Here is a 25854-nt window from a genome sequence, read left to right on the forward strand (position 1 = left end):
GGCTTGCGACTTGAAGCGGGACCCGCGAGGCTTTAGGAACCTTGCGGGGGCCAATGATGACATGCCGAGGACAGGTGCCGCCGTGATCGATCCCTACCAACTGCTCGGACTGGAGCGCGACGCCGACGAGGCGGCGGTCAAGGCCGCCTATCGCAAGGTGGCCAAGAGCGCCCACCCGGACGCCGGCGGCGATCTCGACCGTTTCGCCGCGCTCACCGCTTCTTACGAGCTGCTGAAGGACCCGGTGCGCCGCAAGGTCTATGACGACACCGGCTACGACCCGCAGCTCGCCGACGCCACCGACCTGAAAGGTCTGATGATGCTCGAAACGCTGGTCAACGAGATGATCCTCGACGAGCGCGAGCCCGGCAGCTTCGATCCCGTGGCGGGCCTGCGCCGCAAGCTGACCGACGACCTTTTGAAGGCCCGCTTCCACATTCTCGAGCTGGAGCGCCACCGGACCAGGGTGCGCCAGCATGCCGACCGCATCGGCCGCCGGCCGGAGGCCGATGTGCTGGGTTCCATGCTGCGCGCCCGCACCCAGTCGATCACCGACGCCATCCGCGCCGCCGAAACCCAGATCGCCGCGATCGAGCGGGCCTATGCCATGCTCGAAGGCTATTCCTACGAGCTGGAGGCGGTCGCGCCGCGAAAGGCCGAGGCCGAAGCGGCGGAATAGAGGCGGGCCGGGGCGGCGCATCGTTCTGGCCACGCGCCCTTAGAGCATCCAGGGCAGTCCCTTGAGTTTCTCGCGCGGCACGCTGTCGACCGCGGCGCGATAGGCATCGAGCGCGTCGCCCTCCAGCAGCGCCGGCAGTCTGTCGCGCCGGCGCCGGATCCACCGGCGCACCACCGGCCGGTTGGCCGGATGATCGCACAGCACCGTGGCGGCGATCTCCAGGGCGGCATCCTGCAGCTCGCGTGTCTCCGGATCGGGCGAGGGCAGGGGCTCGGCCTCCAGCAGCAGGATGAAGAAGGCCGCCCGCACCCGCACATCGAGCGCGTCGAAGCCGGCCCGCTCGGCATCGGTCAACTGGTGCAGGCACAAGGGACGGCTGGGGGACGTGTCGTCGACGTAGAGACAGGCGCCGCTGCGCCAGCAGGCCCGGACCGAACAGGCGCGCACCGGCACGCCGAGCAGCTCCGCCGTGCGTGCCATCAGCGACTCCCGGATGTCATCGTCGATGTCAGGTATTTCGGGGTCTGGCAGTTCGACGGCTTCGTTCATGGGCTCTCTCCTTTGCCGGGCCCTGCCGGCTCTCGCTGCGCGGCCGGCTCCTCGTTGTGCGCCCGCAACGGCGGGCACGGGTTTTCCCCGGCCGGACCTCTCGCCCTCCGGTTCCTCGGGCCTTCTTCATTCTCCCGGCAAGCCGGGACGGACGGGGCGCTGCAAGCTGCCTCGTAAGATTAGTTTATGTGGCACCTTTCAGCGCCCCGTTCGGCGGTTTTTGCCCGCGACTTCGGCCTCTCTGCGGCGCCGGCCCTTGTCGCGGATTTTTTAAGGCGGGGCCCGGCTTTTCACCGGCGGACGCCCGCACACCCTCGACAACCCGGTCTTACCACCATGCCACGCCACACAGGCGCTCCCGGCGCGCTGTCAGGGCCGGCAAGGTCTTGGGCCGTCCAAAGCCCAAAAACCTTGCCCCCACGTCGCCAGGGGGGGACCATTTTCCGCGGACCCCGAAGGACCGGGCCTGCGATCGCCCGAACCCCTCAGCGCCGATCCCACCTCGCCGGGCACGCACACCCGGTGTATCCGAGGGCGGGACGGGGAGAGTGTAAGCGCGGGCGGAGAGGGCGGGGAAATGGCGGGGGGAGGGGTGTTGATTTTGTTGGGGGAATTTTGACAGCAATCCCCACTTTTGGCGCGGTTCGAGAGGTACGATCCAGTCCAACGACCATTTCAAGCGACTTGCAATAAATGGCGTATCCAGTTTCGACGAATCTTGTTACGCCACTCCGCTGGGTTGTATTAGGTAATTCGAGTGCGGTGAGGGGGGATTCATGCGCATCATAGATTCTGTGGAAATCAACTATTTCCGCTCCATATATCAAGTGAAGTTGAAGTCAGTAAAAGATTACAACGTACTAGTTGGGTCAAACGACAGCGGCAAAAGTAACATCCTAAGGGCTTTGAATCTCTTTTTTAACAATGAAATCTCAGACTTCGAGAGCTTCTCTTTTTTGGATGATGTGACATATCTTAGGCAGGACGAGGCCCGTGACGCGAAGGGGCGTTTAACAATTTGGATAAAGATCACCTTTCTAAACTACGAAGAATGGAAAACGCTTCCGGAAAAGTTTTTCGTTAAGAAGGTGTGGAATAGATATGCTGAATATCCTGAATTGACATCAGACGTAGAAAACCAATCATCTTTAACAAAGTTCCTCAACAAAATTCGCTTTCATTATGTCCCCGCAGTGAAAACGCAGGACATTTATTCTTATTATCTTCGACAACTTTATGAGATTTTGTCTGCAAAAGAAGATCTTGACCTTGTTGCTCCAGCCCAATTTTTGTCACAGACTATAAATGGTGCTGTCGGTAGTATGTCTAATCGAATACGTTCCGCCACTGGTGTAGATAGTAGAATTAACATCCCGACAAATTTTCTCGACATATTTGAGCGCTTGAGCTTTTCGACACAAGTCGGAGAATATTTTGTTCCGCTGAACAGACGAGGCGACGGGATACAGGCGCGGCATATTCCTCACATAATTGAGTATATCTCGGAGAATAACGGTAAGAGCAATATTTGGGCCTACGAGGAACCGGAAAATTCATTAGAGCTGTCCAACGCTTTTGAGTTGGCAGAGCAATTTGTCAACGAATTTTCTGAGAAAAATCAGATATTTATCACTAGTCATTCTCCAGCATTTTACGGGACCGATAGTGAGGATTCCCAGAAATATTTCGTTGAGAAGGTTGACGATAATGGGAAGTTTATATCGTCGGTCTCCAAGTTAGAGGATATGGAGAAGGCCGATGGTACCTTGGGGGTCGCGCGTCTTATTGCAAAAAAGAGCGAAATTTTGTTCGAGGAACTTAGAATTTTAAAGGAAAACAATGACCGCCTATCGCGCTTGGATCGACCCGTTATTGTTACAGAGGGTATAACAGACGTTGCAATACTAAAAGAGGCGCAAAAACGTATACTGGGCGATGAAGAATTTTATGATGTGTTTTGTTGCGAAAGTAGTGATGGTGGTGGTGGAGGGCATACAAGCTTAAAATCTCTCATTGAAAATATACCGGCGAGAGAGAAATTTAAGAGGGTCGCGCTGTTCGATCGTGATAGGGGTGGCGCCCAGTCCTTTGATGCATTGAAAGGGTTCAGGCAGTTCGAAGGATATCTGGACGCAAAAAGAAAAATTGGCGGGAATGTTTTCGCGGTTATTCTTCCTGAGCTAGAGTGGGATGATCCCTACTTCGAACTGGCGGGAAGACCAGTGGCTATAGAACAGATGTTTGAGCCAGACGTCATTGGTCGCGACATAATTAAATACAAGTTTTCGAGTTCCACCGGTACCTTACCTCAGAAGAAAGTGGACCAACTGGTGAAGGTAGTCGGCCTCGTAGACGCCGCCCACTTGGTAAAAGTGCATATCGAGATTACAGACAAGAAACTGGCAGTTGCCAGAATTAAGAGGGCGAAGGATGCGGAATTTGCTCTATTTGAGCCTTTGTTCGAGATGATTGGCAAAGCGGTACTGTAACCTGACGTAGCCGCCAACTCGAGGCGGTGGTCGCCCCTTCTCTGATGCAATCAATATTTTTCGCGGAGGGGGTGTGTTGGGGTAGCCGCACCCCCTCACCAAGTTCGCCCAGCCAATCGGCTTCGCCTCTTGGGGCTCCATCGCCCTCGCGCGGCGCCGCGCTCGGGCGTCCGTACGCTGAAATCGACCTTGTCGATTTCTGGCCTTCGGCCACCGCTTCGGAGCCCACAAGGGGAAAGGAGGACGTCGCGGTTGTGGCTTTCCCCTCCCCAACCCTCCCCACAAGGGGGAGGGAGCCCGTCGTGCCCACCGGCAACCTCCACCTCTCCCCTTGTGGGAGAGGTTACAAAATCAACAGCTTAGCTGAAGGCTAAGTGTTAGATTTTGTTGGTGAGGGGGTGGTTCTGGTAGCCATGGAAAAGACCCCCTCACCAAGTTCGCCTCGCCAATCGGCTTCGCCTCTTGGGGCGAACTATCCTCTCCCACAAGGGGAGAGGAGGGTGTCGCGTTTGTGGCCAGGCCTACTTGACCGGCTTCAGCGAGTTGATGATCGCCACCAGGTCGGTGGCGTGCTTTTCCTGTTCGCCCTTGGTGCCCCAGTAGGTGATGACCAGCAGCTTTTCCGGGTTGGGCGAGACGATCGACATGCCGATCGAGACCGGGCCGTCCTTGTCGGTGCCGTCCCAGTCGAGATTGACCATGTCCATGCCGTTCAGCTTGTCGGTCGACTGCTTGAGGCTGGCCGGGTCGACGGTGACGCCGTTTTCGGTGAGGAAGTCGGCGGCGTCGTCGATCACCGCGTCGGTGGTCTTGGCGTCGGCCACGTCGATGAAGAAGTAGATCGCCTCATCCGGCGAGGTGACCTCGGCGCCGGTGTCGGTTTCGTCCAGCGTCCAGCTGTCCGGCACGGTGATCGAGGCGATCGGCGCGTCGGACGGGAAGGACAGTTCGCCGGCCTGGGCGGCGGTGGTCATGAGAAGGGCGGCGAAGGCCGCGGTGGCGAGGGTTTTCATGGGCGTGCTCCTTGGGCGGGCCGGATGTTGCGGGCGCCAGCATAGCCGATCAGCGTGAACGGCGCGTGGCCCGGGGCGGGCGAAGCGGCGGGATTTTGGCGCTTGGACCGAAAAAGGTCCGGCTTGGGCAGGGAAATTGGGGGCAGGGCCGTGTGGCCGGAGGGTACGGGGTGGTGCGTCGCGAAGCGGAGCCGGCCGGGAGCACGAGCGAGCTGCGGCGACGACCGGTCAGGGCGTGAGCGTCAGGGTGATCCACCAGCCGGCAAGGACGAGGGCAAAACCGGCGGCGGCCCCGGCCAGCGCGCCGCGCCGGCGGCGGTCGCGGCACAGGAGGGCGCCGCCGAGCGCGCCCAGCACCAGGCCGGGCGCCCCGGCGATCAGCACGATCAGCGCAAGGTCGAGCGGGGAGAAGATTCCGCCGATGTCGGACATCAGCGGCCGGGCCGGCCGGTCTTGCCCTTGGTGCGGGTCTTGCGTTTCTGGTCGCCCGGATCCTCGTAGGCGCCGGCGCCCGGTTTGGCGCGGAGGATGAGTTGGAGCCCGACAGTTGGGCGGCGGTGGGTCCTCGGGTCAAGCCCGAGGATGACGGCAGGGCGGGCGCTGGAAGGGAGAGGGCTCATGGCGAAGGCGCGGGCCGGTTGGGCAGAAGTCCGACATAGATGGCACCCCAGAGGGCGCCGACGGCAAAGCCGATGGCGGCGTAGAGCGGCTCAAGGCCGGGTGGGGAAAAGTAGGTGTCTGCGATCGCCACAAAGGTCAGGAAACCGCCGCTGGTAAGGCCGCCGACGAGGATTTCCAGGATATGCAGGCCGCGTCTGGTCAGTCGTCTGGCCAGCAGGGCATGGGCGATCAGGCCGGCGATGAGGGCTGGAGCGAGCAGGATCGGAAAGACGATGCCAAGCATGAGCCACCAGTCATCATCGAACCCAAGGCCGCGACCATGGCTGATCGAAACGATGTTCATGTAGATTTCCGCAAACCCGTAGAGCAGCAGGTCCGCCAAGGCCAGCGCGAGGATTGCATTGACGACATTCGGTCTGGGGGCGGCCAAGCTCATTGCCCCGGCCGGCCGGTCTTGCCCTTGGTGCGGGTCTTGCGTTTCTGGTCGCCCGGATCCTCGTAGGAGCCGGCGCCGGCCTTGCCGCGCACCAGCGGACGGACGTCTTCGGGCGGCTTTTCCGGCACCTTGCCCGTAACCGGCTTCTCCGTGCGGCCCACCGTCATTTCGTCGAGGCTGTTCTGGCGGAACAGGCTCCTGGATGCCGGCGTCGGCATGTCGGTGCCCGGGCCCATGTCGTCGAGCGTCGGCTTGGCGAAGTAGGAGGGCGCTGCGCCGTCACCCTCCCCTTGAGAGGGAGGGTCGGACCGCAGGTCCGGGGTGGGGTGAGCGGCGGTGGAAGGATCACCCCCACCCGCGCGTTCCGCGCGACCTCCCCCCTCAAGGGGGAGGTGGGTATCCCGCGGCCGGCCGGTCTTGGAGCGGCCGGAGAGCGAGATGCGGGGTTCGCCACCGCGTTCCAGTTGCCGTGCCTCGTCCTTGGCCATCGGGTCGTCCATGGCGGCCAGTTCTACGGCCTTGAGGCGCTTGATCTCGTCGCGCACGCGGGCGGCGGCCTCGAAGTCGAGGTCGGCGGCGGCGTCGCGCATCTGCTTTTCCAGCGCGTTCAGGTGGGCCTGGAGATTGCCGCCGACCAGATGGCCGCCATCGGCAAAGCCCTTGCCGGCGACGCCGGAAATGTCGGCGCGCACATGGTCGCGCTCGTAGACCGAATCGAGGATGTCGGAAATATGCGCCTTGACCGATTCCGGCGTGATGCCGTGCTCGATATTGTAGGCGGTCTGCTTCTCGCGGCGGCGCGACGTCTCGTCCATGGCGCGCTGCATCGAGCCGGTGACCTGGTCGGCATAGAGGATGACCTTGCCGTCGACATTGCGCGCCGCGCGACCGATGGTCTGGATGAGCGACGTCTCCGAGCGCAAAAAGCCTTCCTTGTCGGCGTCGAGGATGGCGACGAAGGCGCATTCGGGAATGTCGAGGCCCTCGCGCAAGAGGTTGATGCCGACCAGCACGTCGAAGGCGCCGAGCCTGAGGTCGCGGATGATCTCGATGCGCTCCAGCGTGTCGATGTCCGAGTGCATATAGCGCACGCGAATACCCTGCTCGTGCAGGTATTCGGTGAGGTCTTCCGCCATGCGCTTGGTGAGCACGGTGACCAGCGTGCGGTAGCCCTTCAGCGCCGTCTCGCGGATTTCGCCGAGCACGTCGTCGACCTGGCTCTTGGCCGGGCGGATCTCGACCGGCGGGTCGATCAGGCCGGTCGGGCGGATGACCTGTTCGGCGAACACGCCGCCGGCCTGTTCCATCTCCCAGTTGCCGGGCGTCGCCGAAACCGCCACCGTCTGCGGCCGCATGGCATCCCATTCCTCGAAGCGCAGCGGGCGGTTGTCGAGGCAGGAGGGCAGGCGGAAGCCGTATTCGGCCAGCGTCGCCTTGCGGCGGAAGTCGCCCCGGTACATGCCGCCGATCTGGGAGACGGAGACGTGGCTCTCGTCGATGAACAGCAGGGCATTGTCGGGAATGTATTCGAACAGCGTCGGCGGCGGCTCGCCGGGGCGCCGGCCGGTGAGGTAGCGCGAATAGTTCTCGATGCCGGCGCAGGAGCCGGTGGCCTCCAGCATCTCGACGTCGTAGCGGGTGCGCTGTTCGAGGCGCTGGGCTTCGAGCAGGCGGCCGCCCTTTTCCAGCTCGGCGAGGCGGACCTTCAACTCCTCCTTGATCGACTTGATGGCGCCGTTCAGCGTCGGCCGCGGTGTGACATAGTGCGAATTGGCGTAGATCTTCACCGACTTCATCTCGCCGGTCTTGTGGCCGGTCAGGGGATCGAATTCGGTGATCGCGTCGATCTCGTCGCCGAACATCGAGATGCGCCAGGCGGCATCCTCAAGGTGGGCGGGGAAGATCTCGATGGTGTCGCCGCGGACACGGAAGGAGCCGCGGACGAAGTTGATGTCCTGCCGCTTGTACTGCTGGGCGACGAGGTCGGCGAGCAGCTGGCGCTGGTCGAGCCGGTCGCCGACCGTCATCTGGAAGGTCATGGCGGTATAGGTCTCGACCGAGCCGATACCGTAGATGCACGAGACGGAGGCGACGATGATGCAGTCGTCGCGCTCGAGGATGGCGCGGGTGGCAGCGTGGCGCATGCGGTCGATCTGTTCGTTGATCGACGATTCCTTCTCGATGAAGGTGTCGGAGCGCGGCACATAGGCTTCCGGCTGGTAGTAGTCGTAATAGGAGACGAAATATTCCACCGCATTGTCGGGGAAGAAGTTCTTGAACTCCGAATAGAGCTGGGCGGCCAGCGTCTTGTTCGGCGCGAGGATGACGGCCGGGCGCTGGGTGGCCTCGATCACCTTGGCCATGGTGAAGGTCTTGCCGGAGCCGGTGACGCCGAGCAGCACCTGGGTGCGGTCGTCATTGGCCAGACCCTCGACCAGGTCCTTGATCGCCGTCGGCTGGTCGCCGGCCGGCTGGTAGTCGGAGACCATGCGGATCGGAATGCCGCCCTCGGACTTGTCCGGCCGGGCCGGGCGGTGCGGTGTCCAGATCTTGCCGTCCTTGAACAGCGGATTGCCGCTCTCGATCAGCGAGGACAGCGCCTCGACGGTGGCGGTGACGGCACCGGGCGCCAGCGTGTCGGCGTCCTCCAGCGACACGTCCATGCCGGCGACGGGATTGAGGCCGGCGGCCGCACGGGTCTTGGGATCGGAGGAGCCGCCCATCGAGGTGCCGCGCGAACTGCGGCTGGCGCTCGGGCCGACCGCCTTTCCGCTCTCCGCTGTCTTGGACCCGGTCTTGGCGACCGTCCTGGCAAGTGCAACCTGCTCGGAATGCTTGCGCGCCTCGATCTCGATCTTCTTGCGGTGCTTGCCGGCCTTGGAGGCGAGCTCGCGCTGGCTCTCGACGGTCGACGCCTCGGCCTCCGCCTCGAGCTGTTTCACCCAGTCGGAGACGGAGCCGGACAATTCGCTCGCCGGGACTCGCCGATCCTTCTCGCTTCTCTCGAAGGGCGTCCCGGACAGGGGCGCGCCTTCGAACGATGCCTGGGGAGCCTCCTCGAAACCTGAGGGGGCGGCGGGATTTTTCGGTGTCTTGGCCATGCGGCGAATATGGCGAGAGTCAGTGCGAAAGGAAAGGGGCGCCAACCGAAAACGAGAACAAAAAAGCAACTGCTGTCGTCCTGCTGACGGAAACTGTCAGGGGGACGAACGGGAGGTGCGCGGGGCTTGCGCCGTGCCCACAACGGCCGCGCTGCTACCGGGCGCCTTCGTTGCGTCGGGCGCCTTGCCGCAGGCACGGTCGATGCTAGGATGCATGGCCGGCATATGGCAGCAGGATGGAGGCCGGCGGAGCGGGAGGCTTGCATGGCGGAAACCGCGTTGGACAGGCTGATGCCCGGACCCGACGCGCTGGCGCGCATCAGGGCCGAGATCGACGGCTACAATGCGGAACGGCCGCGGGTGGCGCGTCAGGCGCAGATGCGGCTGGCGGCCTATTTCGCCGGATGGGCGCTGGTCTCCGCCGCGATCTGCTGGCCGCTCGTTGTCGGAGGCTACGGCCGGATGTTCGGCCTTGCCTGCGTCGCCATCCTGTTCAGCGGCTACTTCCTCTACGATCGGGCGATCGCCGCGCGCGACGGCTTTCGCCAGACCTTGCGCGACCGACTTCTGCCGTCGCTCTTCGGCTTCGTCGACGATCTCCGCTACAGCAGTAACGGCTCCTCGCGTTTTCTGGAGAGGATGCCCGGCAACGAATTCCTGCGCCGGACCGACAGCCGTCATCGCGACCTGCTGTCGGGCACCCATGAAGGATTCGCGTTCACCCTGTGCGAGACGGAGCTTTCGGTCGGCAGCGGCAGCAAGCGCGAAGTGACCTTCGACGGCGTGATCGTCGCCTTCCAGCAGGAGAACGGCTTTCCCGGCACGCTGCTGGCGGCAAGGAGACCGGGGCGATTGGCCAAGGCGATCCGCGGCCTGTTCGACGACGGGCGTCTGACCGAGATCAAGAGTGGCGACGATGGCATCGATGCGAGCCATGAGTTCCGCTCAGACGATCCGCAGTCCGCCATGCCGCGCGTCGCGGCGATGGCAAAGGCCCTCGACTATCTGTCCGATGTCTGGCCAGAAGGCGTGGTCCGCATTGCCGTTCGCCATAAGGACGGCTTCCTGCTGGTGCCGACAAAAAAGGACTTCTTCGAGCTGCCGCCGATCGGCGTGCCGCTCGACTTCGAGCGCCATGTGCAGCCGATGATAGCGGATCTGATGACGTTGCTGGCGACCGCGCGACTGGTCAGCCGGATATAACGGGAAAGCGGCTCAGGCGACGGCCCTGCGGTTGTCCTTGGCCTCGCCGCGGCGTGCGATCCAGGCGACCAGGCTCTCGACCGGCATCGGCCGGGCGAAATGGTAGCCCTGGGCGATTCGGCAGCCGAGGGACTCGAGCACGGCGGCGTCCTGTTCGGTCTCGACGCCCTCGACGACGATGTCGAGCTTGAGAGCGTTGCCGAGGCCGACGAGGGCGGCGATCAGGTCCTGGTTGGCGCGCGAATCCGCCACGCCCTTGGCGAAGCTGCGGTCGATTTTCAGCCGGTCGACCTTCAGGCTGATCAGATAGGCGAGCGACGAGTGGCCCATGCCGAAATCGTCGACGGCCAGCTTGTAGCCGGCATTCTCCAGCCGCTTCAACTGATAGCCCGCGCCCTCGGTGTCGAGGATCGCCTCTTCGGTGATCTCGATCTCCAGCCGGGCCGGATTGATTCCGTGCTGCGAGGTCACGAGTTCCAGCATGTCGGCGACGGAATAGAGGGCAAATTCGCGCGGCGAGACGTTGAGCGCGACGGTGACCTCCGCCAGGTCGAGCGCGGGAAGGCGGCTGAGCAGGCGGCAAACGGCGGCGGCGACATGGGCGGTCAATGACTCGGCCAGATGCAGCGATTGCGCGGCGGCGACGATCTCGGGCGGAGACACGAAACCGAGTTGCGGGTGGTGCCAGCGTACGAGCGCCTCGAAGCCGGCAATGGCTCCGGATTCGAGATCGACCTGCGGCTGGAACCATGTCTCGACGGCGCCGCCGTGAATGGCGGCTTCGAGATCCTGCTCGACCAGACGCTGCCGATCGGCGAGCGCCTTGAGGCCCGGATCGAATTCGCGGATCTGCCGGCGGCCCTTGCCCTTGGCATCGTAGAGCGCCATGTCGGCCGATGCGAGCAGTTCGTCGGCGCTTGTGGCATGGTCGGGAAAGGTCGCCAGACCCATGCTGAGCGCGATGACCGACTGGCTGCCACCGAAGGCGATGGGCGCGAGGCTTGCTTGCAACAGCGACTCCGCATGATCGCGGCAACGCCATCTGGCGTTCGGGCCGGACACGATGACGGCGAATTCGTCTCCACCCAGGCGGGCGATCAGACCGTCGTCGCGGACCGTTGCGCTGAGACGCTCTCCCACCGCGCGCAGCAGCGCATCGCCGGCGCTGTGGCCGAGCGTGTCGTTGATCTGCTTGAAGCGGTCCAGGTCGATCAGCAGCAGCGCGACTTCGCCGCCGATGGTTTTCGCCTTCGCGATGTCGCCAAGAAGACGACCGTTGAAATGCATGCGGTTGGCAAGCCCGGTGATCGTGTCACGATTGGCCAGGACCTCGAGCCGGGAGTTTTTCTGCTGGATGTCCTCATTGGCGATTTCAAGGGATTCCGCGAGCGTGGTCGCTTCCAGCTTGGCGATCTCGTTGCTGACGAACACGCGCTCGGCGGTGAGATTGCTCTGCACCATCACGACCATCAGGCCCAGAACGTCGAGCGCCATGATCACGGCCGAGGAGCCGCCCAGATAGGACAGCCAGACGACGATCGACAGGAGGATCGGCAGGGCAAAGGCCATCGACATTTGCGAGTAGCCGATGCCACGAATCATGGAACCGGCGGAGATTCCGACCATGATCAGGCTGATGGTGGCATCCTTGCCCGCAGCGTTGAAATCCGGAATGCAGAACGGGAGCGAGGCCCAGATCAGACCGGACAGCAGCGCGCCGCCCGACATGAAGCGCAGCGCATAGTCGGGGTCGGTCTCCAGATAGTTGAAACGCACCAGCCGGTGGACCGACAGGGCGCGATAGACCGCTGAGAGTACGGTTGCCGACAGCCACACGGCGATGGGCAGCGACAGACCGTTGCCGAGCAAGACAATCAGGGCGGCAGACAACGAGATGGCAATGTTGAAGGACAGCGTGGAGCGTAACCCGCTGACGATGTGGGTCGCCTGTGCCCGTCTCGTGGCGGACAGCAATTCGGTGGCTGGGGGAATTGCTTGCTGAATCAATTGCAATATCCGATTGAAAATCGCTTTTTCGGAAAAACGGATGTGATCCCTAGTCTGCATGCTCGCATGATTCTGATAAAATTCATTTAACGCCATCGGGGCGGGCGAACGCGCCTTCCTTTTGGTGGCCAATCTTGCGCACTTTGGGTTGCATTGTCCCTGCGTCGCAGGGGTGTCGCGATGCAGGCCAATTGGACGCGACTCGGCTCTTGCGGCATGATTTGACGATCGGCAGCGGATTCGCTATCGACGCCGCCCGATCGTCCATCGCCGCGCAGGGCCGACGTCCCCATCATCAATGCCAAGGAATGCTCATGCCGACCTTCAGTCCCGCCGCCGTCTGGCCGATCATAATGCTGGCGCTTTCCAACGTGTTCATGACCTTCGCCTGGTACGGTCACCTCAAGTTCAAGGGTTCGGCGATCTTCGTGGCAATTCTGGTCAGTTGGGGGATCGCCTTCTTCGAATATTGCCTGGCGGTGCCCGCCAACCGGATCGGTTCGCAGGCCTACTCGGCGGCCCAGCTGAAGACGATCCAGGAGGTCATCACACTGCTGGTATTTTCCGGGTTCTCGGTCTTCTGGCTGAAGGAATCGCTGACGATCAACCATTTCCTCGGTTTTGCGCTGATCGCCGGCGGCGCGGCGCTGATCTTTCGCGCCTGATCGGGGGCGCGCTCGACGGCGGGTCGCTGCCTATTCCGCCGGAACCGGCGTCGGCTTTCCCTCGTGGTCGAGTGCCACCATGACGAAGGTTGCCGCGGTCACCTTTTCCATGGTGTGGGTGAGGTAGCGCTGCGCCCAGACCTCGACGGCAAGCGTCATCGAGGTGCGTCCGACCCTGGTGATGTCGGTATAGACGCAGAGCGTGTCGCCGATCTTGACCGGCATGGCGAAGGCCATTTCCTGCACGGCGGCTGTCACGACGCGACCGCGGGCGCGTTCGGCGGCGCGGATGCCGCAGGCGAGGTCCATCTGCGCCATGACCCAGCCGCCGAAAATGTCGCCGGCGGCATTGGCGTCGCCCGGCATGGCAAGCGTCCTCAAGGTGAGTTCGCCGGTCGTTGCTGCTGCGCTGCGCATCGTCATTCCAATCTGCGGTCATGGGACACCGCGATCCCCGGACAGGAATCGTTCGGCTGGTCCGTTGACGTTATGAAATCGTTGGGCCGCGGGCAACATGCCGCTGTCCGACGTGGAGCTTAAGCACCCCCACCAAATTTAGGGTATCGTCGTTTATCGATTTCGTAAGTTTCGTATGGGATCATTTCCAATGAAAAGTGAGGGGAGTCACAACCGTGAAGAACTTTAGCATCTCGACGAGGCTGTATCTGTTGGTGGTATTGGCGCTTTGCGTGCTGGTAGCGACGCTGACCTTCAGCCTGTTCTATTCCTACAACTCCCTGTCGAATGAACGTCGCGCCGGCCTCGCTTCGATCGACCAGACGGCGCTCGCGGTCTTCTCCAGGTATCACAAGATGGAGCAGGACGGAGCGCTGACGCGGGAAGAGGCGCAGGCCAAATCTCTCGAGGTCATCGGCGCCATGCGCTACGGCAAGGACGGTTATCTCTGGGTCAACGACATGGTGGCCCATATGATCATGCATCCGATCAAGCCGGAATTGAACGGCAAGGATCTGTCCGACCTGAAGGATCCCAATGGCAAGCATATCTTCCTGGAATTCGTAAAGACCGTTAAGGCGAGCAAGGAAGGCTTCGTTGACTACTACTGGCCGAAGCCGGGCTTCGAAGCTCCCGTGCTGAAGTTCTCCCACGTCGTCGGCTTCGAGCCCTGGGGCTGGATCGTCGGCACTGGCGTCTATGCCGATGACCTTGCAGTCATGTTTTACAGCGCCGCCATGTGGTTCGGCGCCATCATCGCCGCCAGCGTCATCATCATTATCGCCTGCGCCTATGCCGTGGTTCGCAGCGTCGTTGGTCCGGTCGGCCGCCTGAAGAATGCCATGGGCCGGATCGCCGAGGAAAAGGTCGATACCGAGATCGTCGATGCCGGTCGCCGGGACGAGATCGGTGGCATGGCCGACGCGTTGATCGTCCTGCGCGACTCGGTGCGCGACCGCATCACCATGCGCGGCCGGGAAGCCGAACAGCAGCAGCGGCTCGATGCGGAGCGGCACAACAACGAGACGGTCCTGCGCACGTCGTCCGAGCGGCAGAACTATGCCATCCATCAGATCGGCGATGCGCTGGAGCTGCTGGCTCAGGGCGATCTGACGGTCAATGTCGGCGAGATCGGCGCCGAGTATGACAAGCTGCGTCGTGACTTCAACGCCGCCGTGACCGCGCTCAGCAGCGTCATGGGCTCGATCAACCAGACCAGCAATGTGGTGAGCGACAGCGCCGGCGACATCAGCGAGGCGACCAACAACCTGTCACGCCGCACCGAGCAGCAGGCCGCAGCCCTCGAGGAGACCGCCGCCGCGCTCGATGAAATCACCGTCGCGGTGCGCACCGCCTCGGACCGCGCCAATGAAGCCCGCGACATGGTGGCCGAAACCAAGAAGAGCGCCAACCGCTCCGGCGAGATCGTCCGCAACGCGGTCGACGCCATGGGCCGCATCGAGAGCTCTTCGAGCCGCATCAACCAGATCATCTCGGTGATCGACGAGATCGCCTTCCAGACCAACCTGCTGGCGCTTAATGCCGGGGTCGAGGCGGCGCGTGCCGGTGAGGCGGGCCGCGGCTTTGCCGTCGTCGCCCAGGAAGTGCGCGAACTCGCCCAGCGCTCGGCCAATGCGGCCAAGGAGATCAAGACGCTGATCAGCGACTCGGCTGCCGAAGTCGGCAACGGGGTGGCGCTGGTGCGCTCGACGGGCGAAGCCCTGGTGGAGATCGAGAAGCTGGTCAACCAGGTCAACGATCACGTCAACAGCATCGCCACCGCTTCGCGCGAACAGGCGACCGGCCTGCAGGAGATCAACACCTCGGTCAACCACATGGACCAGATGACCCAGCAGAACGCCGCCATGGTCGAGGAAACCTCGGCCGCCGGCCAGACGCTGGCGGAAGAGAGCCGCCACCTGCGCGAACTGCTGTCGCGCCTCAGGCTCGATCCGAGCGCCTCGGTGCAGTCGAGCCGGCGCCGCGCCGCCTGAACAATGCCATGAACGGAAAAGCGCCGGCGGGGTCCTCCCGCCGGCGCTTTCGTTTGTTCGGTCGTGTGGTCAGCGAGCGCCGCAGGTGGAACCGAGCCGGCCGAGCGCGGCTGACGAGCCCTTCAGCGTGAAACGCCGCGCCTTGAAAGCCTTCTCGTCCGGGGTCAGCGTGATTTCGCTGCCGCCGCTGAGCAGGGTGGTCAGCGGACCGGAAAAGGCGGCGGGCGCGTAGAGCACGCCGTCCATCGCCTCGTACGTCATCGTCACGTCCAGTTTCGTCTTGTCGTCGGAGAAGACCACGCGGCCGCTCCATTCCGGATTGCCGTCCGGCGGATCGCCCCGGCCGCCGTCGTCGAAGCGCAGCGCAAACGCGCCTTCCTCGCCGCATTGCAGGTAGAGCATGGGTTCGCGGTCGTCGCCGGTCGCCGGCGCGCAGATATGGGCGGTCAGCGCCTTGCCGCCCTCGACCTCCCAGACTTCGGCCTTCCAGGCGTCGCAATCGGCGGCGAGTGCGGGCGGGGCGGAGGTGAGGGTGAGGAGCGGCAGCAGGCCTGCTGCGAGGCGGGAGGTCAGGCGCATTTCGGGTTCCCGGTTGCAAGAGCGGTTGATTTCGATCCAATCTAGGTCCGGGCGGCCATGCTAGACAAGGGAAGAAAGCGCTCCTTGTTTCTGAGGGGCCGGATCAACACGGGAGACCGCCATGAGCCGCATCCTGATCATCCAGGGCCATCCGGACGTAAGCGAACCGCATCTCTGCCATGCGCTCGCCGACGCCTATGCCGCCGGTGCTGCCAAGGCCGGCCATTCGGTCGTGCGGCTGGAGCTGTCCGCGATCGAGTTTCCGCTGCTTCATTCGCAAAAGGAGCAGGAGGGCGGTCCGGTCCCGGCCGCCATCGCTGCGGCACAGGCCGAGATCAAGGCAGCCGACCATCTCGTGCTGGTCTTTCCATTGTGGCTCGGCGGGATGCCGGCGCTGGTCAAGGCCTTCTTCGAGCAGGCGTTCAGGCCCGGCTTGGCCTATGCCAGCGAGCTTGGACCGTTCAAGGGAGCGCTGCTCAAGGGCCGGTCGCTGCGGATCGTCATCACCATGGGCATGCCGGCCTGGTTCTACCGGCTGGTCTACGGTGCGCACAGCCTCAAGGCGATGAAGGTCGGCATCTTCGGTTTCGTCGGCTTCAAGCCGATCCGGGCAAGCCTGGTCGGCAATGCCGCCGGTACGGACGAACGCGGGCGGGAGAAATGGCTCGGGCGCATGCAGGCGCTCGGCGCCGCCGGCGCGTAACGGGCCGGGCGCGGCCCTAACCAAGGCTTAACGGCCTGGTGCTAGCCTTCATCTGGCAGAATTCCGGCTTCCGGCTGCGGCAGAGTGGGTTTCAGTATGGCGTCCTCGACTTTCCTGCAACGTTCCGCGCTGGTCATCCTGCCGGCCGCGAGCCTTGTGTCCTGTATCGGCGACGGCATGGCGCCGCCGGCCGAGGTCGGTGCAGCGCCACCGGCGCTCTCGTCCGGCGCGCGGCCCGAGGGACGCGTAGCCGACAGGGAACTGCTCGGTCCCGTCGGCGGGCCCGTCGCCTATGCGCCGGAACCCGTCAGCTCCAACGGAGCCTCCGAGGCGATCGACTATCTCGACACGCCGAACCTTGCCGGGGTGAACAGACAGGCGGACGAGGATCCGCTCGGCGTCAACGATCCCCGGGGCAGCCTGGCGGTGACCGCGCCGGACGAGCCGATGCCCGCGAACGACGAGCAGCCGTCCTTGCGTGAACAGGCTCTGCAGCAACCCATGCCGCAGGCCGCCGCCTATGACATTCCGGCGGAAGGGGTGAATATCGATGCCGAACTCGGCGTCGGCGGCGAAAACCTGCTCGGCGTCGGCGAGACCGCGCCCCAGGCGCCGGCAACACCCGTGGCCGCCCAGATCATGGTACCGCAGGGACCGATGGCGATCGCCGAGGGTCAGACCAGCCAGCCGGTGGTCGACGGCATCGGCACCGACAATCCGACGCCCCTGCTTGCGCCGCCGGCCCAGATGGCCGAACCCTCGCTCTAACGGCGACAGCGCATCCCGGGCTGGTCGCCATAATAAAAGCCGGCGCGAACGCCGGCTTTTGACCGTCTGGCAATGGGGCGGGGGCATTGCCGCCGGTCGCAAAGGGATGAGTGAAAAGCGCTGTCTGAAATCACATCGTCAAAAGGGGCAGGGCTTTGGTGCCGTCCAAGCCTGGATCGTCTGTAGGGCGTACCGCTTTGCGGTCACCGGACCTTGCCTGAAGTCGACGTTAGGCTAGAAGCATCACGGATTGATGACAGGCGCGGCGACCTTGCGGGATCGTGCCGGGAAAGGACCTGATGTGATGCCGCCCCTATCGGAACTGCTGATGTTTGCCGGCCTTCTGGTGGTTGCCGGCGGTGTCGCCGGCCTTCTGGCCGGCGTCTTCGGCATCGGCGGCGGCGCGGTGCTGGTTCCGGTGTTCTATCAGGTGTTCGGCGTGGCCGGCGTCGATCCGGCCGTCATCATGCATCTGGCGGTGGGCACGTCGACGGCAATCATCGTGCCGACGTCGATCCGCTCGTTTGCCGCCCACAGGGCGCGCGGAGCGGTGGACATGGACCTGCTGAAAGGATGGATCATCGCGGTGCCGCTCGGCGCGGTGCTCGCCGCCGTGGTCGCCTCCCATGCGTCGAGCGAAATGCTGCGGCTGATCTTCGCCGTGACCGGGCTTCTGCTCGCCGCCCGCATGGCTTTCCTCAGCGGCCGCCTGCACCTCGGCACGGAGCTGCCGGGCGAGCCCGCCCGCTTCGCGGTCGGCACGGTCTTCGGGCTGATCTCGGGCCTGATGGGGATCGGCGGCGGCGTGCTCAACAACACCTTCATGACGCTCTACGGCCGACCGATCCACCAGGCGGTGGCGACCTCGGCCGGCGTCGGCGTGTTGATCTCGATCCCGGGCCTGTTCGGCTATATCTGGGCGGGCTGGGGCGACAAGGGCCTGCCGCCCGCCTCGACGGGCTTCGTCAACTGGATCGCCGTCGCCCTGATCATCCCGATCGCCATGGTGGTGACGCCGCACGGTGCCAGACTGGCGCATGCGATGAGCAAGCGCCAGCTCGAGGTCGGCTTCTCGCTCTTCCTGGTCTTCGTCTCGGCGCGCTTCTTCTACAGCCTCTACGGCTGAGCGGCCGGCACGGCGTTCTTCAGGCGACGACGCCGGTGCGGCTCGCCGACATGGTCAGCTTGCGTTCGGCACGCTCCTGCTGGGGCGAGCGGTTGTAGAGTTCGCGATAACACTTGGAGAAGTGCGAGGCCGACACGAAGCCGCAGGCGACCGCCACCTCGACCACCGGCATGGACGACTGGACCAGCAGGTGGCGGGCGCGGTCGAGACGGATCTCCAGATAGTAGCGGGCCGGCGAGCGGCCCATTTCCTGGCGGAACAGGCGTTCGATCTGGCGCCGCGACAGGTCTGCATCGTCGGCGATCTCCAGCAGCGTCAGCGGCTCGGCGAGATTGCTCTCCATCAGTTCGATGATCGACAGCACCTTGGAGTTCTGCACGCCGAGGCGGGCCCGGAGCGGCAGGCGCTGCCGGTCGGTCGGGCTGCGCACCCGGTCGGTCAGGTGCTGCTCGCAGACCCGGTTGACCAGGCCCTCGCCAAAATCCTGGCCGATCAGGTTGAGCATCATGTCGAGCGAGGCGGTGCCGCCGGCGCAGGTGTAGAGATTGCTGTCGACCTCGTAGAGGTCGGCATAGACCTCCGCCTGCGGGAAGGCTTCGGAGAAGCCCGGCAGGTTTTCCCAGTGGATGGCGCAGCGCTTGCCGTTCAGCAAGCCGGCCTGCGCCAGCACATGGGCGCCGGTACAGAGGCTGCCGACGGCGGCACCCCGGTTATAGGCCTCGCGCAGCCAGGCATTGACCGACTTGTTGTGGAACTCCTCGACATAGACGCCGGAACAGACGATCACCATGCTCGGCCGGTTTTCGCCGGAGAGAAAGCGGCGTTCGTCGGCAAGTGAGGAGTTGACCTCCATGCCGATGCCGCTCGAGGAATGGACCTTCTGCCCGTCGGTTGAGGCGAGGCGCCATTCATAGGCCGAATAGCCCAGCATGCGATTTGCGATACGCAACGTCTCGATCGCGCCTGCAAAGGGCAGGAGCGTGAAATGGGGGACGAGAAAGAAGACCAGCGAACGTTTCTTGGTTGGCGCCTTGTTCATGTGTGTGATGCCCAGTGTTCCCGCGTTTTTCCGCTATTCCTTGCGTGGCAGGCGTCATGGAGATGTTCCGAATGCGACGCATGTCTCTAGGAACACGGCAGAATAGCGCGTCGGGGGCAAAAATGCGACATGCACACGCACTTTTCTCATTGCGACCCGGTTTGTCGCGGCGCATTTCGGGCACTTGGGGCATCAATTTGAAAGACCGACGGAATTTCGGGCGCGAGCCGGGAGATTGGGGAAACCCGGCTCGGCCCGATTGCGACTCGGCGGGGCGGGCCGTGTCGCAAATGCCGTCAAAGGGGGCGCGCCGGCCGGTCGTTGGCCGGCCAGCCGAGATCCTTGCGCAGGTCGAAGGGCAGGGCCTCCAGCGCCCGGGCATTGGCCCGGCGTTCCTGCCACTGCCACACGGCACGGCCGGCGGTCATGAGAATTGCGAGGGGGTGCGCGACCGTCGGCAAGCGGCGGCTCTGCAGGGTGATCCGGCTATCAAATGCAACGAGGGTCATCGTCATCTTCCTTTTCGGTTGCCTTGGGGGCCTTTGCGTTTTGCGCCTGTATCATTCATCATTCAAACGAATGTTTATGATGACAGTGATCTATTCTTGTTATGTGTTTGGCGCGACGGCAGAGCCGGGTATTCCTCCGGTGGCCAGCCGATATCGCGCTGCAGTTCGGGCGGCAGGGCGGCCAGTTCGCGCCGCGCCTTGAGATTTTCGCGTGCCGCCGGGTTCAGCGGCAGGCTGTCCTGCCAGCGGCGCATCATGTGGAGCATGGTTGCAATCAGCATTGTCGCCTCCTTCCGTTCTCTTGATGGTTGCATCATGCGCGCTGATTGACATTCAATCAAACGCGATGATATCGTTCTTAAGATCAGTTTTATTGAAGGATGCGCACCGATGACCCTGATGATCCGCCAACCGCTGCCGCTGCTCGACAACGACATCCTGCGCACCTTCGTTGCCATCGCCGAGACCGGCAGCTTCACATCGGCGGCCGACCGGGTGTTCCGTACGCCGTCGGCGGTTTCCATGCAGATCAAGAAGCTGGAAGAGCAGTTGAGCGCAACGCTGTTCCTGCGCGACGCGCGTTCGGTCACACTGACCGAGAGCGGCGAGACGCTTCTGCCCTATGCTCGGCGCATGCTGGCGCTATCCAACGAGGCGGTCGGGCGGTTCCGCATGCCGGAGATGAAGGGCGTGGTGCGTCTCGGCGCGCCGGACGACATCGGCGAGCGTTTCATGCCGACCATCCTGCGCCGCTTCGCCGAAGTCTATCCGGCGATCATGGTCGACCTGACGGTCGACACGTCCGGACAATTGCGCCGCCGCCTGCAGGAGCAGCGCCTCGACCTCACCCTGGTTAATTGCGCGCCGGGCATGGTGAGCCATGACGGCGAGGTGATTCATACAGAGCAGCTCGTCTGGGCCGGCGCCAAGTGCGGCACCGCCCATCTGCGCGATCCGTTGCCGGTGTCGATCTGGGAGGACGGCTGCTGCTGGCGGGCCGACGCACTGTCGCGCCTCGACCGTGACAAGCGGCCCTATCGCATCGCCTATCTGTCCGCCCACACCATGGCGCAGCGCGCCGCGGTCATTGCCGACCTCGCCGTCGCGCCGCTGCCGCGCAGCTACCTGACCGACGACATGACGGCGCTCGGCTCGAAGCAGGGCCTGCCGGATCTCGGTTCGTTCGAAGTGCGCCTGCTGACCGGGCCGGAGACCAGCGAAACCATCCGCGCGGTGGCGGACAGCGTGCGCTTCGCCTTCTCGGAAATGATCGGCATCGCCGCCTGATCAATCGGCTGCGGGGATCGGCGCGCCTTTCCCCGCTACCGCGTTATTCGGCCCCGTTCTCGTACAACGCCTGAGCTTCGCGCAGAACCTCGTCGAGCCGGCGGCCCGACCGGTAGGGCGCGAGGTGCTCCGGCATCGCCACGCCGGCCGGCACATGCGGGCTGATCTCGGCCTTGCCGACCACCGTCTCGACCGGAATGACGCCGGCCCAGACCGGCAGGCCATAATCCTCCTCGTCGTCGCCGACGCCGGCGGCGCGGTGTTTTACCGAGGCATCCTCGATCTGCATGCCGATCACCTTCGTCGCCTTCAGTTCCTGGGGACTGTCGGCACGCATTTCTGCGCTGCGGCCCGGATAGAAGCGGTCGACAATGGCCTTGAGCGCGCGCGCTTTCTCCTCCGGCTCGTCGATGATGCCGGCCGTGCCGAAGCACATGGCGGAGCGGTAGTTGGCGGAATGGTGGAAACCCGAGCGGGCGAGCACCAGGCCGTCGAGATGGGATACGGTCAGGCAGACCGGCGTGCCCTTTTCCAGCTGGCGCAGCATGCGGCTCGCCGAGGAGCCGTGCCAGTAGAGCCAGTCGCCCTCGCGCCAGTGGATCGTCGGCGTACAGAAGGGCTGGCCGTCGATCACATAGGCGACATGACAGAGAAAGGCGCTGTCGAGCACGGCATAGACCGCGTCGCGGTCATAAGTGCCGCGTTCGTGCAGGCGCTTGATGCGGTTGCGCGGCGTGGCGGGGAAGGATTTTTCTGAGGTCTGGATCGTCATGCTTGCCTCCTTGGCTGGCTTGAGGCAGAGCTACGCCGTTCAATTGGTTTCCATAAGGTCCAATGTCATGAAGAAAAGTCGGACCAATTCACCCGATTGGTCGGCCTCGGTGCCGGTGCTGCCGAAGGCGGGACCGCGACGGCTGGCGCTCTATCGCGAGCTGCGTCGGCTGATCGAGGGCGGAACGCTGCCGCCGGGGGCCAAACTGCCGACCACGCGCGATCTCGCCACACGCTTCGGTCTGTCGCGCGGTGCGGCCGTCGCCGCCTACGAGATGCTGGTGGCGGACGGTTTTGCCGAGGCGCGGGTGGGGGCGGGAACCTATGTGGCGGCCGCCGTGCCGACGCGCGCCGCGCCGCAGCCGCCGGTGCTGCGCAATTCGCGGGAGGAAACCGGTCCGCTTCCGGGCGCGCTCGGCTGCTCGGCTGCAGACGCGCGCACCATCCAGGTCTTTCGCACGCTGCTGAACCGCCATTTGATGCAGCCGTCGCCCCGTCATTTTCACTATGCCGAACCGGCCGGCTCGCTGGAACTGCGCGAGGAAGTCGCCGCCTACCTCAGAGCCGCGCGCGGGGTGAACTGCACCGCCGAGCAGGTGGTGCTGACCTCGGGCACGCAGCAGGCGCTGGACCTCGTCATCCGCACGGTGCTCAAACCCGGCGATCCGGTCTGGGTCGAGGACCCCTGCTATCCGATGGCGCGGGTCGCCCTTGCCGCCGCCGGCATGCGCATTACCGGCGTGCCGGTCGACGCGGAGGGGATCGATCCGGAGGAGGGCATGGCCCGCGCGCCGCATGCCCGCGCCGTCTATGTCTCGCCCTCGCACCAGTTTCCGCTCGGCGTGACGCTCTCCATGCGCCGGCGCCTGGCGCTGATCGACTGGGCGGTGCGCAATGACGCCTTCATCATCGAGGACGACTATGACAGCGAGTATCGCTTTGCCGGCCCGCCGCTCTCGTCGATGCAGGGGATCGATGCGCAGGGCCGGGTGATCTATGTCGGCACCTTTTCCAAGGTGCTGATGCCGGGCTTGCGGATCGGCTACCTCGTCCTGCCTCCGGCGCTGTGCGCGGCCTTGCTTGACGTGCGCGCCCGCACCGACCGTTTTCCCTCGACGCTGGCCGAAGGGGCGCTGGCCGAATTCCTCCGCGAAGGCCATTTCGCCGCCCATGTGAAACGGGCGCGGCGGCGGGTCAGGCAGGCGCGCGACAGCCTGGTCGCGGCGCTCGACGGTTCGGGGCTGGAGGTGACCAGACCCGAGCAGGGCCTGCATCTGGTGGCCGGCCTGCCGGACGGCGTGCGCGACCTCGACATCAGCACGGCGGCCGCGCGGCACGGCTTTGCCGTGCGGGCGCTTTCGCCGATGTATGTCGATGCCGCGCCGCGCCAGGGACTGGTGATCGGCTTTTCCGGTTTCCCCGCCGACGTGCTGGGCGAGACGGCGCGCCGCTGGGCGGCGTCGCTCCGGTTCTGACCGGGAGCGCGGCTGGCTACTCCCGGTTTCTCCGCCGCCTGCGACCGCCGCCTTCGCCATCGCCGTCCGACAGGATCTTGCGTTCCGGCAGCGTCACCGCCGCGGCGAGCCTGGGGAAGGGGTCGACCTTGTTCGGCAGTGCCATGGCGTCGATGAAGAGCTGCTGGAAATGCGGCTCCAGCGCCGTCTCGATCTTCTCGATGCGGGTGACGGTGTCCTCGATCTCGCGACGGTGGCCGCGGTTCAAAAGCGCCATCAGGGCGCCGGTGCCGGCCGCATTGCCGACCGCCTTGACCTCGGAAAACTCGCAATCGGGGATGAGCCCGAGCACCATGGCGTATTTGGGGTCGATGAAGGAACCGAAGGCGCCGGCAAACCGGATCGTGTCGACGGTTTCGACCTCGAGCTTTTCCATTAGCAGCTTGATGCCGGCATAAAGGGCTGCCTTGGCGAGCTGGATGGCGCGCACGTCGTTCTGCGTGACGGTGATCGTCTGGGCGCCGTCATGCAGCAGGTAGGAGAAGGTGCGGCCGGTCGCCAGGATGCGCGGGCTTTTCGCCGCCATCGCGCCGTCGACCACGCCGTCGGCGGATATGACGCCGGAGAGATACATCTCGGCGACGACCTCGATGATCGCCGAGCCGCAAATGCCGGTGATACCGGTGCTTGCCGCAGCCTCGGCAAAGCCGGGCTCGTCCGACCACTGCTCGACGCCGATCACCTTGAAGCGGGGTTCCAGTGTCGCCGGATCGATGCGCACGCGTTCGATGGCGCCGGGGGCAGCGCGCTGGCCGCAGGAGATTTCCGCGCCCTCGAAGGCAGGACCCGTCGGTGATGAGGCGGCGACGGTGCGTGTCCGGTTACCCAGCACGATCTCGGCATTGGTACCGACATCGACCAGCAGCATCATGCGGTCCTGGCGGTGTGGCCCTTCGGCGAGCGTCGCGCCGGCCGCATCCGCGCCGACATGGCCGGCGATGCAGGGCAGGAGATAGGTGCGGGCGCCGGGATTGAGGACAAGCTCGATGTCGCTCGCGGGGCACGAGATTGCGCCGGAGACGGCAAGCGCGAAGGGCGCCTGGCCAAGCTCGGTCGGGTCGATGCCGAGGAACAGGTGGTGCATGATCGGATTGGCGACGAACACCGAATCGAGGATGTCGGTGCGGGCGACGCCGCCCGACGTGCAGACCTGGTCGACGAGTTCGGAGACCGCCTGGCGCACGGCCTTGGTCATGGCTTCCCGGCCGTCCGGGTTCATCATGACGTAGGAAACGCGGCTCATCAGATCCTCGCCGAAGCGGATCTGCGGGTTGGACGTGCCCGACGAGGCCACCACGCGGCCGGACAAGAGCGAAACGAGATGCATGGCGATCGTCGTCGAGCCGATGTCGCAGGCCAGGCCATAGGCCTCGTTGTGCAGGCCGGGCCAGAGCGCAATGATGGTCGCACGCTGGGTTTCGCTGTCGCGGTGGATGGCGGCGGTCACCGTCCAGTTGCCCTTGCGCAGGATCTTCTGCACCTGCGGCAGAAGATGGGGTTCGACCTGGAGATCGGTATAGCCCCAGTCCTTCTCCAGCATGACCTTCATGCGATCGAGATCGCCGAGCGGCTTGTGCATGTCGGGCTCATCGACCTCGACATAGCAGAGATGGACGGCGGGATTGCGCTCGATCACGCGGTCGCTGGCGGCCTTGCGCACCACCTGGGCATTGACCACGGCATCCTGCGGCACGTCGACGACGAGATCGCCCTCGATCGTCGCGGAGCAGGAAAGCCGCCTACCTTCGGGCAGGGTGCGCACCTCGGCATAGCGCTTTTCCTTCGGCCCGGGCGGCGAGATGTGGTCGTTGGACGAGACGATGCCGTGCTTGGCGAAATTGCCCTCCTGCACCTCGATCTGGCACCGCCCGCAGGTGGCACGCCCCCCGCACACGCTCTCGACATAGACGCCGAGCTGGCGGGCGGCATCGAGAACCGGCGTGCCGACCGGGAACCGGCCGCGCTTGCCGGACGGCATGAAGAGGACGAGGGGATCTGTCTGGCGCGATTCGGTCATGGTGCGGGCACTGCGGAAAGTTTCACGTAAAGGACTGCAATCGCAAGGATTGCGGCGAAGAGAACGGCGCTAATCCAGAACCACAGGTTTGCCAGTCGCTCAACTTTGGCAGCGCTGAAACCCGCCTGCCGAGCGTAGACCATATGCGCCACCGCCACGCCGCCCGTCACCAGGAGGACGGGCACCACATAGGCCTGGAGCAATTCGCCGAAACGCAGGAACTCGCCCTTTTCGGGAAGGACGACGAAGTACAGAAGAAGCGCCAGCGGGGCCGCGACGAGAAGTTCGGTCTTGTATGTTTTCAATACGTCTACTCCTCGACGCGACC

General features: G+C 64.3%; 25 protein-coding genes. 10 read left to right on the forward strand and 15 right to left on the reverse strand.

Annotation, left to right across the window (positions count from 1 at the left end; translation table 11 throughout):
* The first annotated feature begins 61 nt into the window (after positions 1 to 61).
* Positions 62 to 679 (forward strand): DnaJ domain-containing protein, encoded by a 618-nt coding sequence (locus L867_RS0101015; protein WP_104368023.1) that lies wholly within the window; start codon positions 62 to 64, stop codon positions 677 to 679.
* 39 nt (positions 680 to 718) lie between these two features.
* Here the strand turns inward: L867_RS0101015 and L867_RS0101020 are convergent, their stop codons facing one another.
* Positions 719 to 1228 (reverse strand): hypothetical protein, encoded by a 510-nt coding sequence (locus tag L867_RS0101020; RefSeq protein ID WP_028735156.1) that lies wholly within the window; start codon positions 1226 to 1228, stop codon positions 719 to 721.
* Positions 1229 to 2004: 776 nt separating this feature from the next.
* Here L867_RS0101020 and L867_RS24265 point away from each other — a divergent pair.
* On the forward strand, positions 2005 to 3717 hold the full coding sequence (locus L867_RS24265; RefSeq protein ID WP_051438751.1) for an ATP-dependent nuclease: 1713 nt from the start codon (positions 2005 to 2007) through the stop codon (positions 3715 to 3717).
* Positions 3718 to 4238: 521 nt separating this feature from the next.
* Here L867_RS24265 and L867_RS0101030 read toward each other — a convergent pair.
* The 5 genes from L867_RS0101030 to uvrB all read right to left on the reverse strand — a co-directional run bounded on the left by L867_RS0101030 (position 4239) and on the right by uvrB (position 8888).
* Positions 4239 to 4730 carry a hypothetical protein gene (locus L867_RS0101030; RefSeq protein WP_028735157.1) on the reverse strand — a complete coding sequence of 164 codons (492 nt, stop codon included), beginning with the start codon at positions 4728 to 4730 and terminating at the stop codon, positions 4239 to 4241.
* Positions 4731 to 4958: 228 nt separating this feature from the next.
* Positions 4959 to 5162, reverse strand: a complete 204-nt coding sequence (locus tag L867_RS0101035; RefSeq protein WP_028735158.1) for a hypothetical protein — start codon at positions 5160 to 5162, stop codon at positions 4959 to 4961.
* The gene (locus L867_RS27240; protein WP_104368024.1) at positions 5162 to 5350 is read right to left on the reverse strand and encodes a hypothetical protein; all 189 of its coding nucleotides are present in this window, start codon (positions 5348 to 5350) and stop codon (positions 5162 to 5164) included. Before L867_RS27240 ends, L867_RS0101035 begins: the two co-directional genes overlap by 1 nt.
* Positions 5347 to 5781 carry a hypothetical protein gene (locus L867_RS0101040; RefSeq protein WP_037172279.1) on the reverse strand — a complete coding sequence of 145 codons (435 nt, stop codon included), beginning with the start codon at positions 5779 to 5781 and terminating at the stop codon, positions 5347 to 5349. The genes L867_RS27240 and L867_RS0101040 overlap by 4 nt, the downstream gene beginning before the upstream one ends.
* A 2-nt stretch (positions 5782 to 5783) precedes the next feature.
* On the reverse strand, positions 5784 to 8888 hold the full coding sequence (uvrB, locus tag L867_RS0101045; protein ID WP_028735160.1) for an excinuclease ABC subunit UvrB: 3105 nt from the start codon (positions 8886 to 8888) through the stop codon (positions 5784 to 5786).
* Positions 8889 to 9179: 291 nt separating this feature from the next.
* Between uvrB and L867_RS0101050 the strand changes: the two genes are divergently transcribed.
* Complete coding sequence (locus tag L867_RS0101050) at positions 9180 to 10091, forward strand: hypothetical protein (RefSeq protein ID WP_156951547.1); 912 nt, start codon at positions 9180 to 9182, stop codon at positions 10089 to 10091.
* Between the two features lie 12 nt (positions 10092 to 10103).
* Here the strand turns inward: L867_RS0101050 and L867_RS24270 are convergent, their stop codons facing one another.
* A complete protein-coding gene (locus tag L867_RS24270; protein WP_169734055.1) occupies positions 10104 to 12098 on the reverse strand; it encodes a putative bifunctional diguanylate cyclase/phosphodiesterase in 1995 nt (664 codons plus the stop codon).
* Between the two features lie 314 nt (positions 12099 to 12412).
* On the opposite strand from L867_RS24270, the gene L867_RS0101060 reads away from it, so the two are divergent.
* Positions 12413 to 12763 carry a DMT family protein gene (locus L867_RS0101060; protein ID WP_028735162.1) on the forward strand — a complete coding sequence of 117 codons (351 nt, stop codon included), beginning with the start codon at positions 12413 to 12415 and terminating at the stop codon, positions 12761 to 12763.
* A 30-nt stretch (positions 12764 to 12793) separates the two neighbouring features.
* Here the strand turns inward: L867_RS0101060 and L867_RS0101065 are convergent, their stop codons facing one another.
* A complete protein-coding gene (locus L867_RS0101065; RefSeq protein WP_028735163.1) occupies positions 12794 to 13180 on the reverse strand; it encodes an acyl-CoA thioesterase in 387 nt (128 codons plus the stop codon).
* A gap of 215 nt (positions 13181 to 13395) precedes the next feature.
* On the opposite strand from L867_RS0101065, the gene L867_RS0101070 reads away from it, so the two are divergent.
* Positions 13396 to 15213 carry a methyl-accepting chemotaxis protein gene (locus tag L867_RS0101070; protein WP_028735164.1) on the forward strand — a complete coding sequence of 606 codons (1818 nt, stop codon included), beginning with the start codon at positions 13396 to 13398 and terminating at the stop codon, positions 15211 to 15213.
* A 69-nt stretch (positions 15214 to 15282) separates the two neighbouring features.
* On the opposite strand, the gene L867_RS0101075 is transcribed toward L867_RS0101070, so the two are convergent.
* Positions 15283 to 15792: a hypothetical protein gene (locus L867_RS0101075; protein ID WP_028735165.1), complete on the reverse strand. Its 510-nt coding sequence runs from the start codon at positions 15790 to 15792 to the stop codon at positions 15283 to 15285.
* Positions 15793 to 15913: 121 nt separating this feature from the next.
* Between L867_RS0101075 and L867_RS0101080 the strand changes: the two genes are divergently transcribed.
* The 3 genes from L867_RS0101080 (at position 15914) to L867_RS0101090 (ending at position 18389) form a co-directional block, all read left to right on the forward strand.
* Positions 15914 to 16495: an NAD(P)H-dependent oxidoreductase gene (locus L867_RS0101080; protein WP_028735166.1), complete on the forward strand. Its 582-nt coding sequence runs from the start codon at positions 15914 to 15916 to the stop codon at positions 16493 to 16495.
* Between the two features lie 96 nt (positions 16496 to 16591).
* The gene (locus L867_RS0101085; protein ID WP_028735167.1) at positions 16592 to 17263 is read left to right on the forward strand and encodes a hypothetical protein; all 672 of its coding nucleotides are present in this window, start codon (positions 16592 to 16594) and stop codon (positions 17261 to 17263) included.
* Positions 17264 to 17567: 304 nt separating this feature from the next.
* Entirely contained in the window at positions 17568 to 18389 is an 822-nt protein-coding gene (locus L867_RS0101090; protein ID WP_028735168.1) for a sulfite exporter TauE/SafE family protein, read from the forward strand.
* Positions 18390 to 18408: 19 nt separating this feature from the next.
* Here L867_RS0101090 and L867_RS0101095 read toward each other — a convergent pair whose 3' ends face one another.
* From L867_RS0101095 to L867_RS24280, 3 genes are all read right to left on the reverse strand, one after another.
* Entirely contained in the window at positions 18409 to 19428 is a 1020-nt protein-coding gene (locus tag L867_RS0101095) for a GlxA family transcriptional regulator (protein WP_028735169.1), read from the reverse strand.
* A gap of 296 nt (positions 19429 to 19724) precedes the next feature.
* Positions 19725 to 19937, reverse strand: coding sequence for a hypothetical protein (locus tag L867_RS24275; RefSeq protein WP_037172281.1), 213 nt, complete (start codon positions 19935 to 19937; stop codon positions 19725 to 19727).
* Between the two features lie 74 nt (positions 19938 to 20011).
* A complete protein-coding gene (locus tag L867_RS24280) occupies positions 20012 to 20218 on the reverse strand; it encodes a hypothetical protein (protein WP_037172283.1) in 207 nt (68 codons plus the stop codon).
* A 109-nt stretch (positions 20219 to 20327) separates the two neighbouring features.
* Between L867_RS24280 and L867_RS0101110 the strand changes: the two genes are divergently transcribed.
* Positions 20328 to 21224 (forward strand): LysR family transcriptional regulator, encoded by an 897-nt coding sequence (locus L867_RS0101110; RefSeq protein WP_028735170.1) that lies wholly within the window; start codon positions 20328 to 20330, stop codon positions 21222 to 21224.
* Between the two features lie 43 nt (positions 21225 to 21267).
* Here the strand turns inward: L867_RS0101110 and L867_RS0101115 are convergent, their stop codons facing one another.
* Positions 21268 to 21996 carry a pyridoxamine 5'-phosphate oxidase family protein gene (locus L867_RS0101115; protein WP_028735171.1) on the reverse strand — a complete coding sequence of 243 codons (729 nt, stop codon included), beginning with the start codon at positions 21994 to 21996 and terminating at the stop codon, positions 21268 to 21270.
* 67 nt (positions 21997 to 22063) lie between these two features.
* On the opposite strand from L867_RS0101115, the gene pdxR reads away from it, so the two are divergent.
* On the forward strand, positions 22064 to 23470 hold the full coding sequence (gene pdxR, locus L867_RS24285; RefSeq protein WP_037172285.1) for a MocR-like pyridoxine biosynthesis transcription factor PdxR: 1407 nt from the start codon (positions 22064 to 22066) through the stop codon (positions 23468 to 23470).
* Positions 23471 to 23486: 16 nt separating this feature from the next.
* On the opposite strand, the gene L867_RS0101125 is transcribed toward pdxR, so the two are convergent.
* A complete protein-coding gene (locus L867_RS0101125) occupies positions 23487 to 25526 on the reverse strand; it encodes an ASKHA domain-containing protein (protein WP_028735172.1) in 2040 nt (679 codons plus the stop codon).
* On the reverse strand, positions 25523 to 25831 hold the full coding sequence (locus L867_RS0101130) for a hypothetical protein (RefSeq protein WP_028735173.1): 309 nt from the start codon (positions 25829 to 25831) through the stop codon (positions 25523 to 25525). Before L867_RS0101130 ends, L867_RS0101125 begins: the two co-directional genes overlap by 4 nt.
* Positions 25832 to 25854: the final 23 nt, after the last annotated feature.

Source organism: Paenirhizobium selenitireducens ATCC BAA-1503 (genome assembly GCF_000518785.1).
Lineage (GTDB): Bacteria > Pseudomonadota > Alphaproteobacteria > Rhizobiales > Rhizobiaceae > Allorhizobium > Allorhizobium selenitireducens.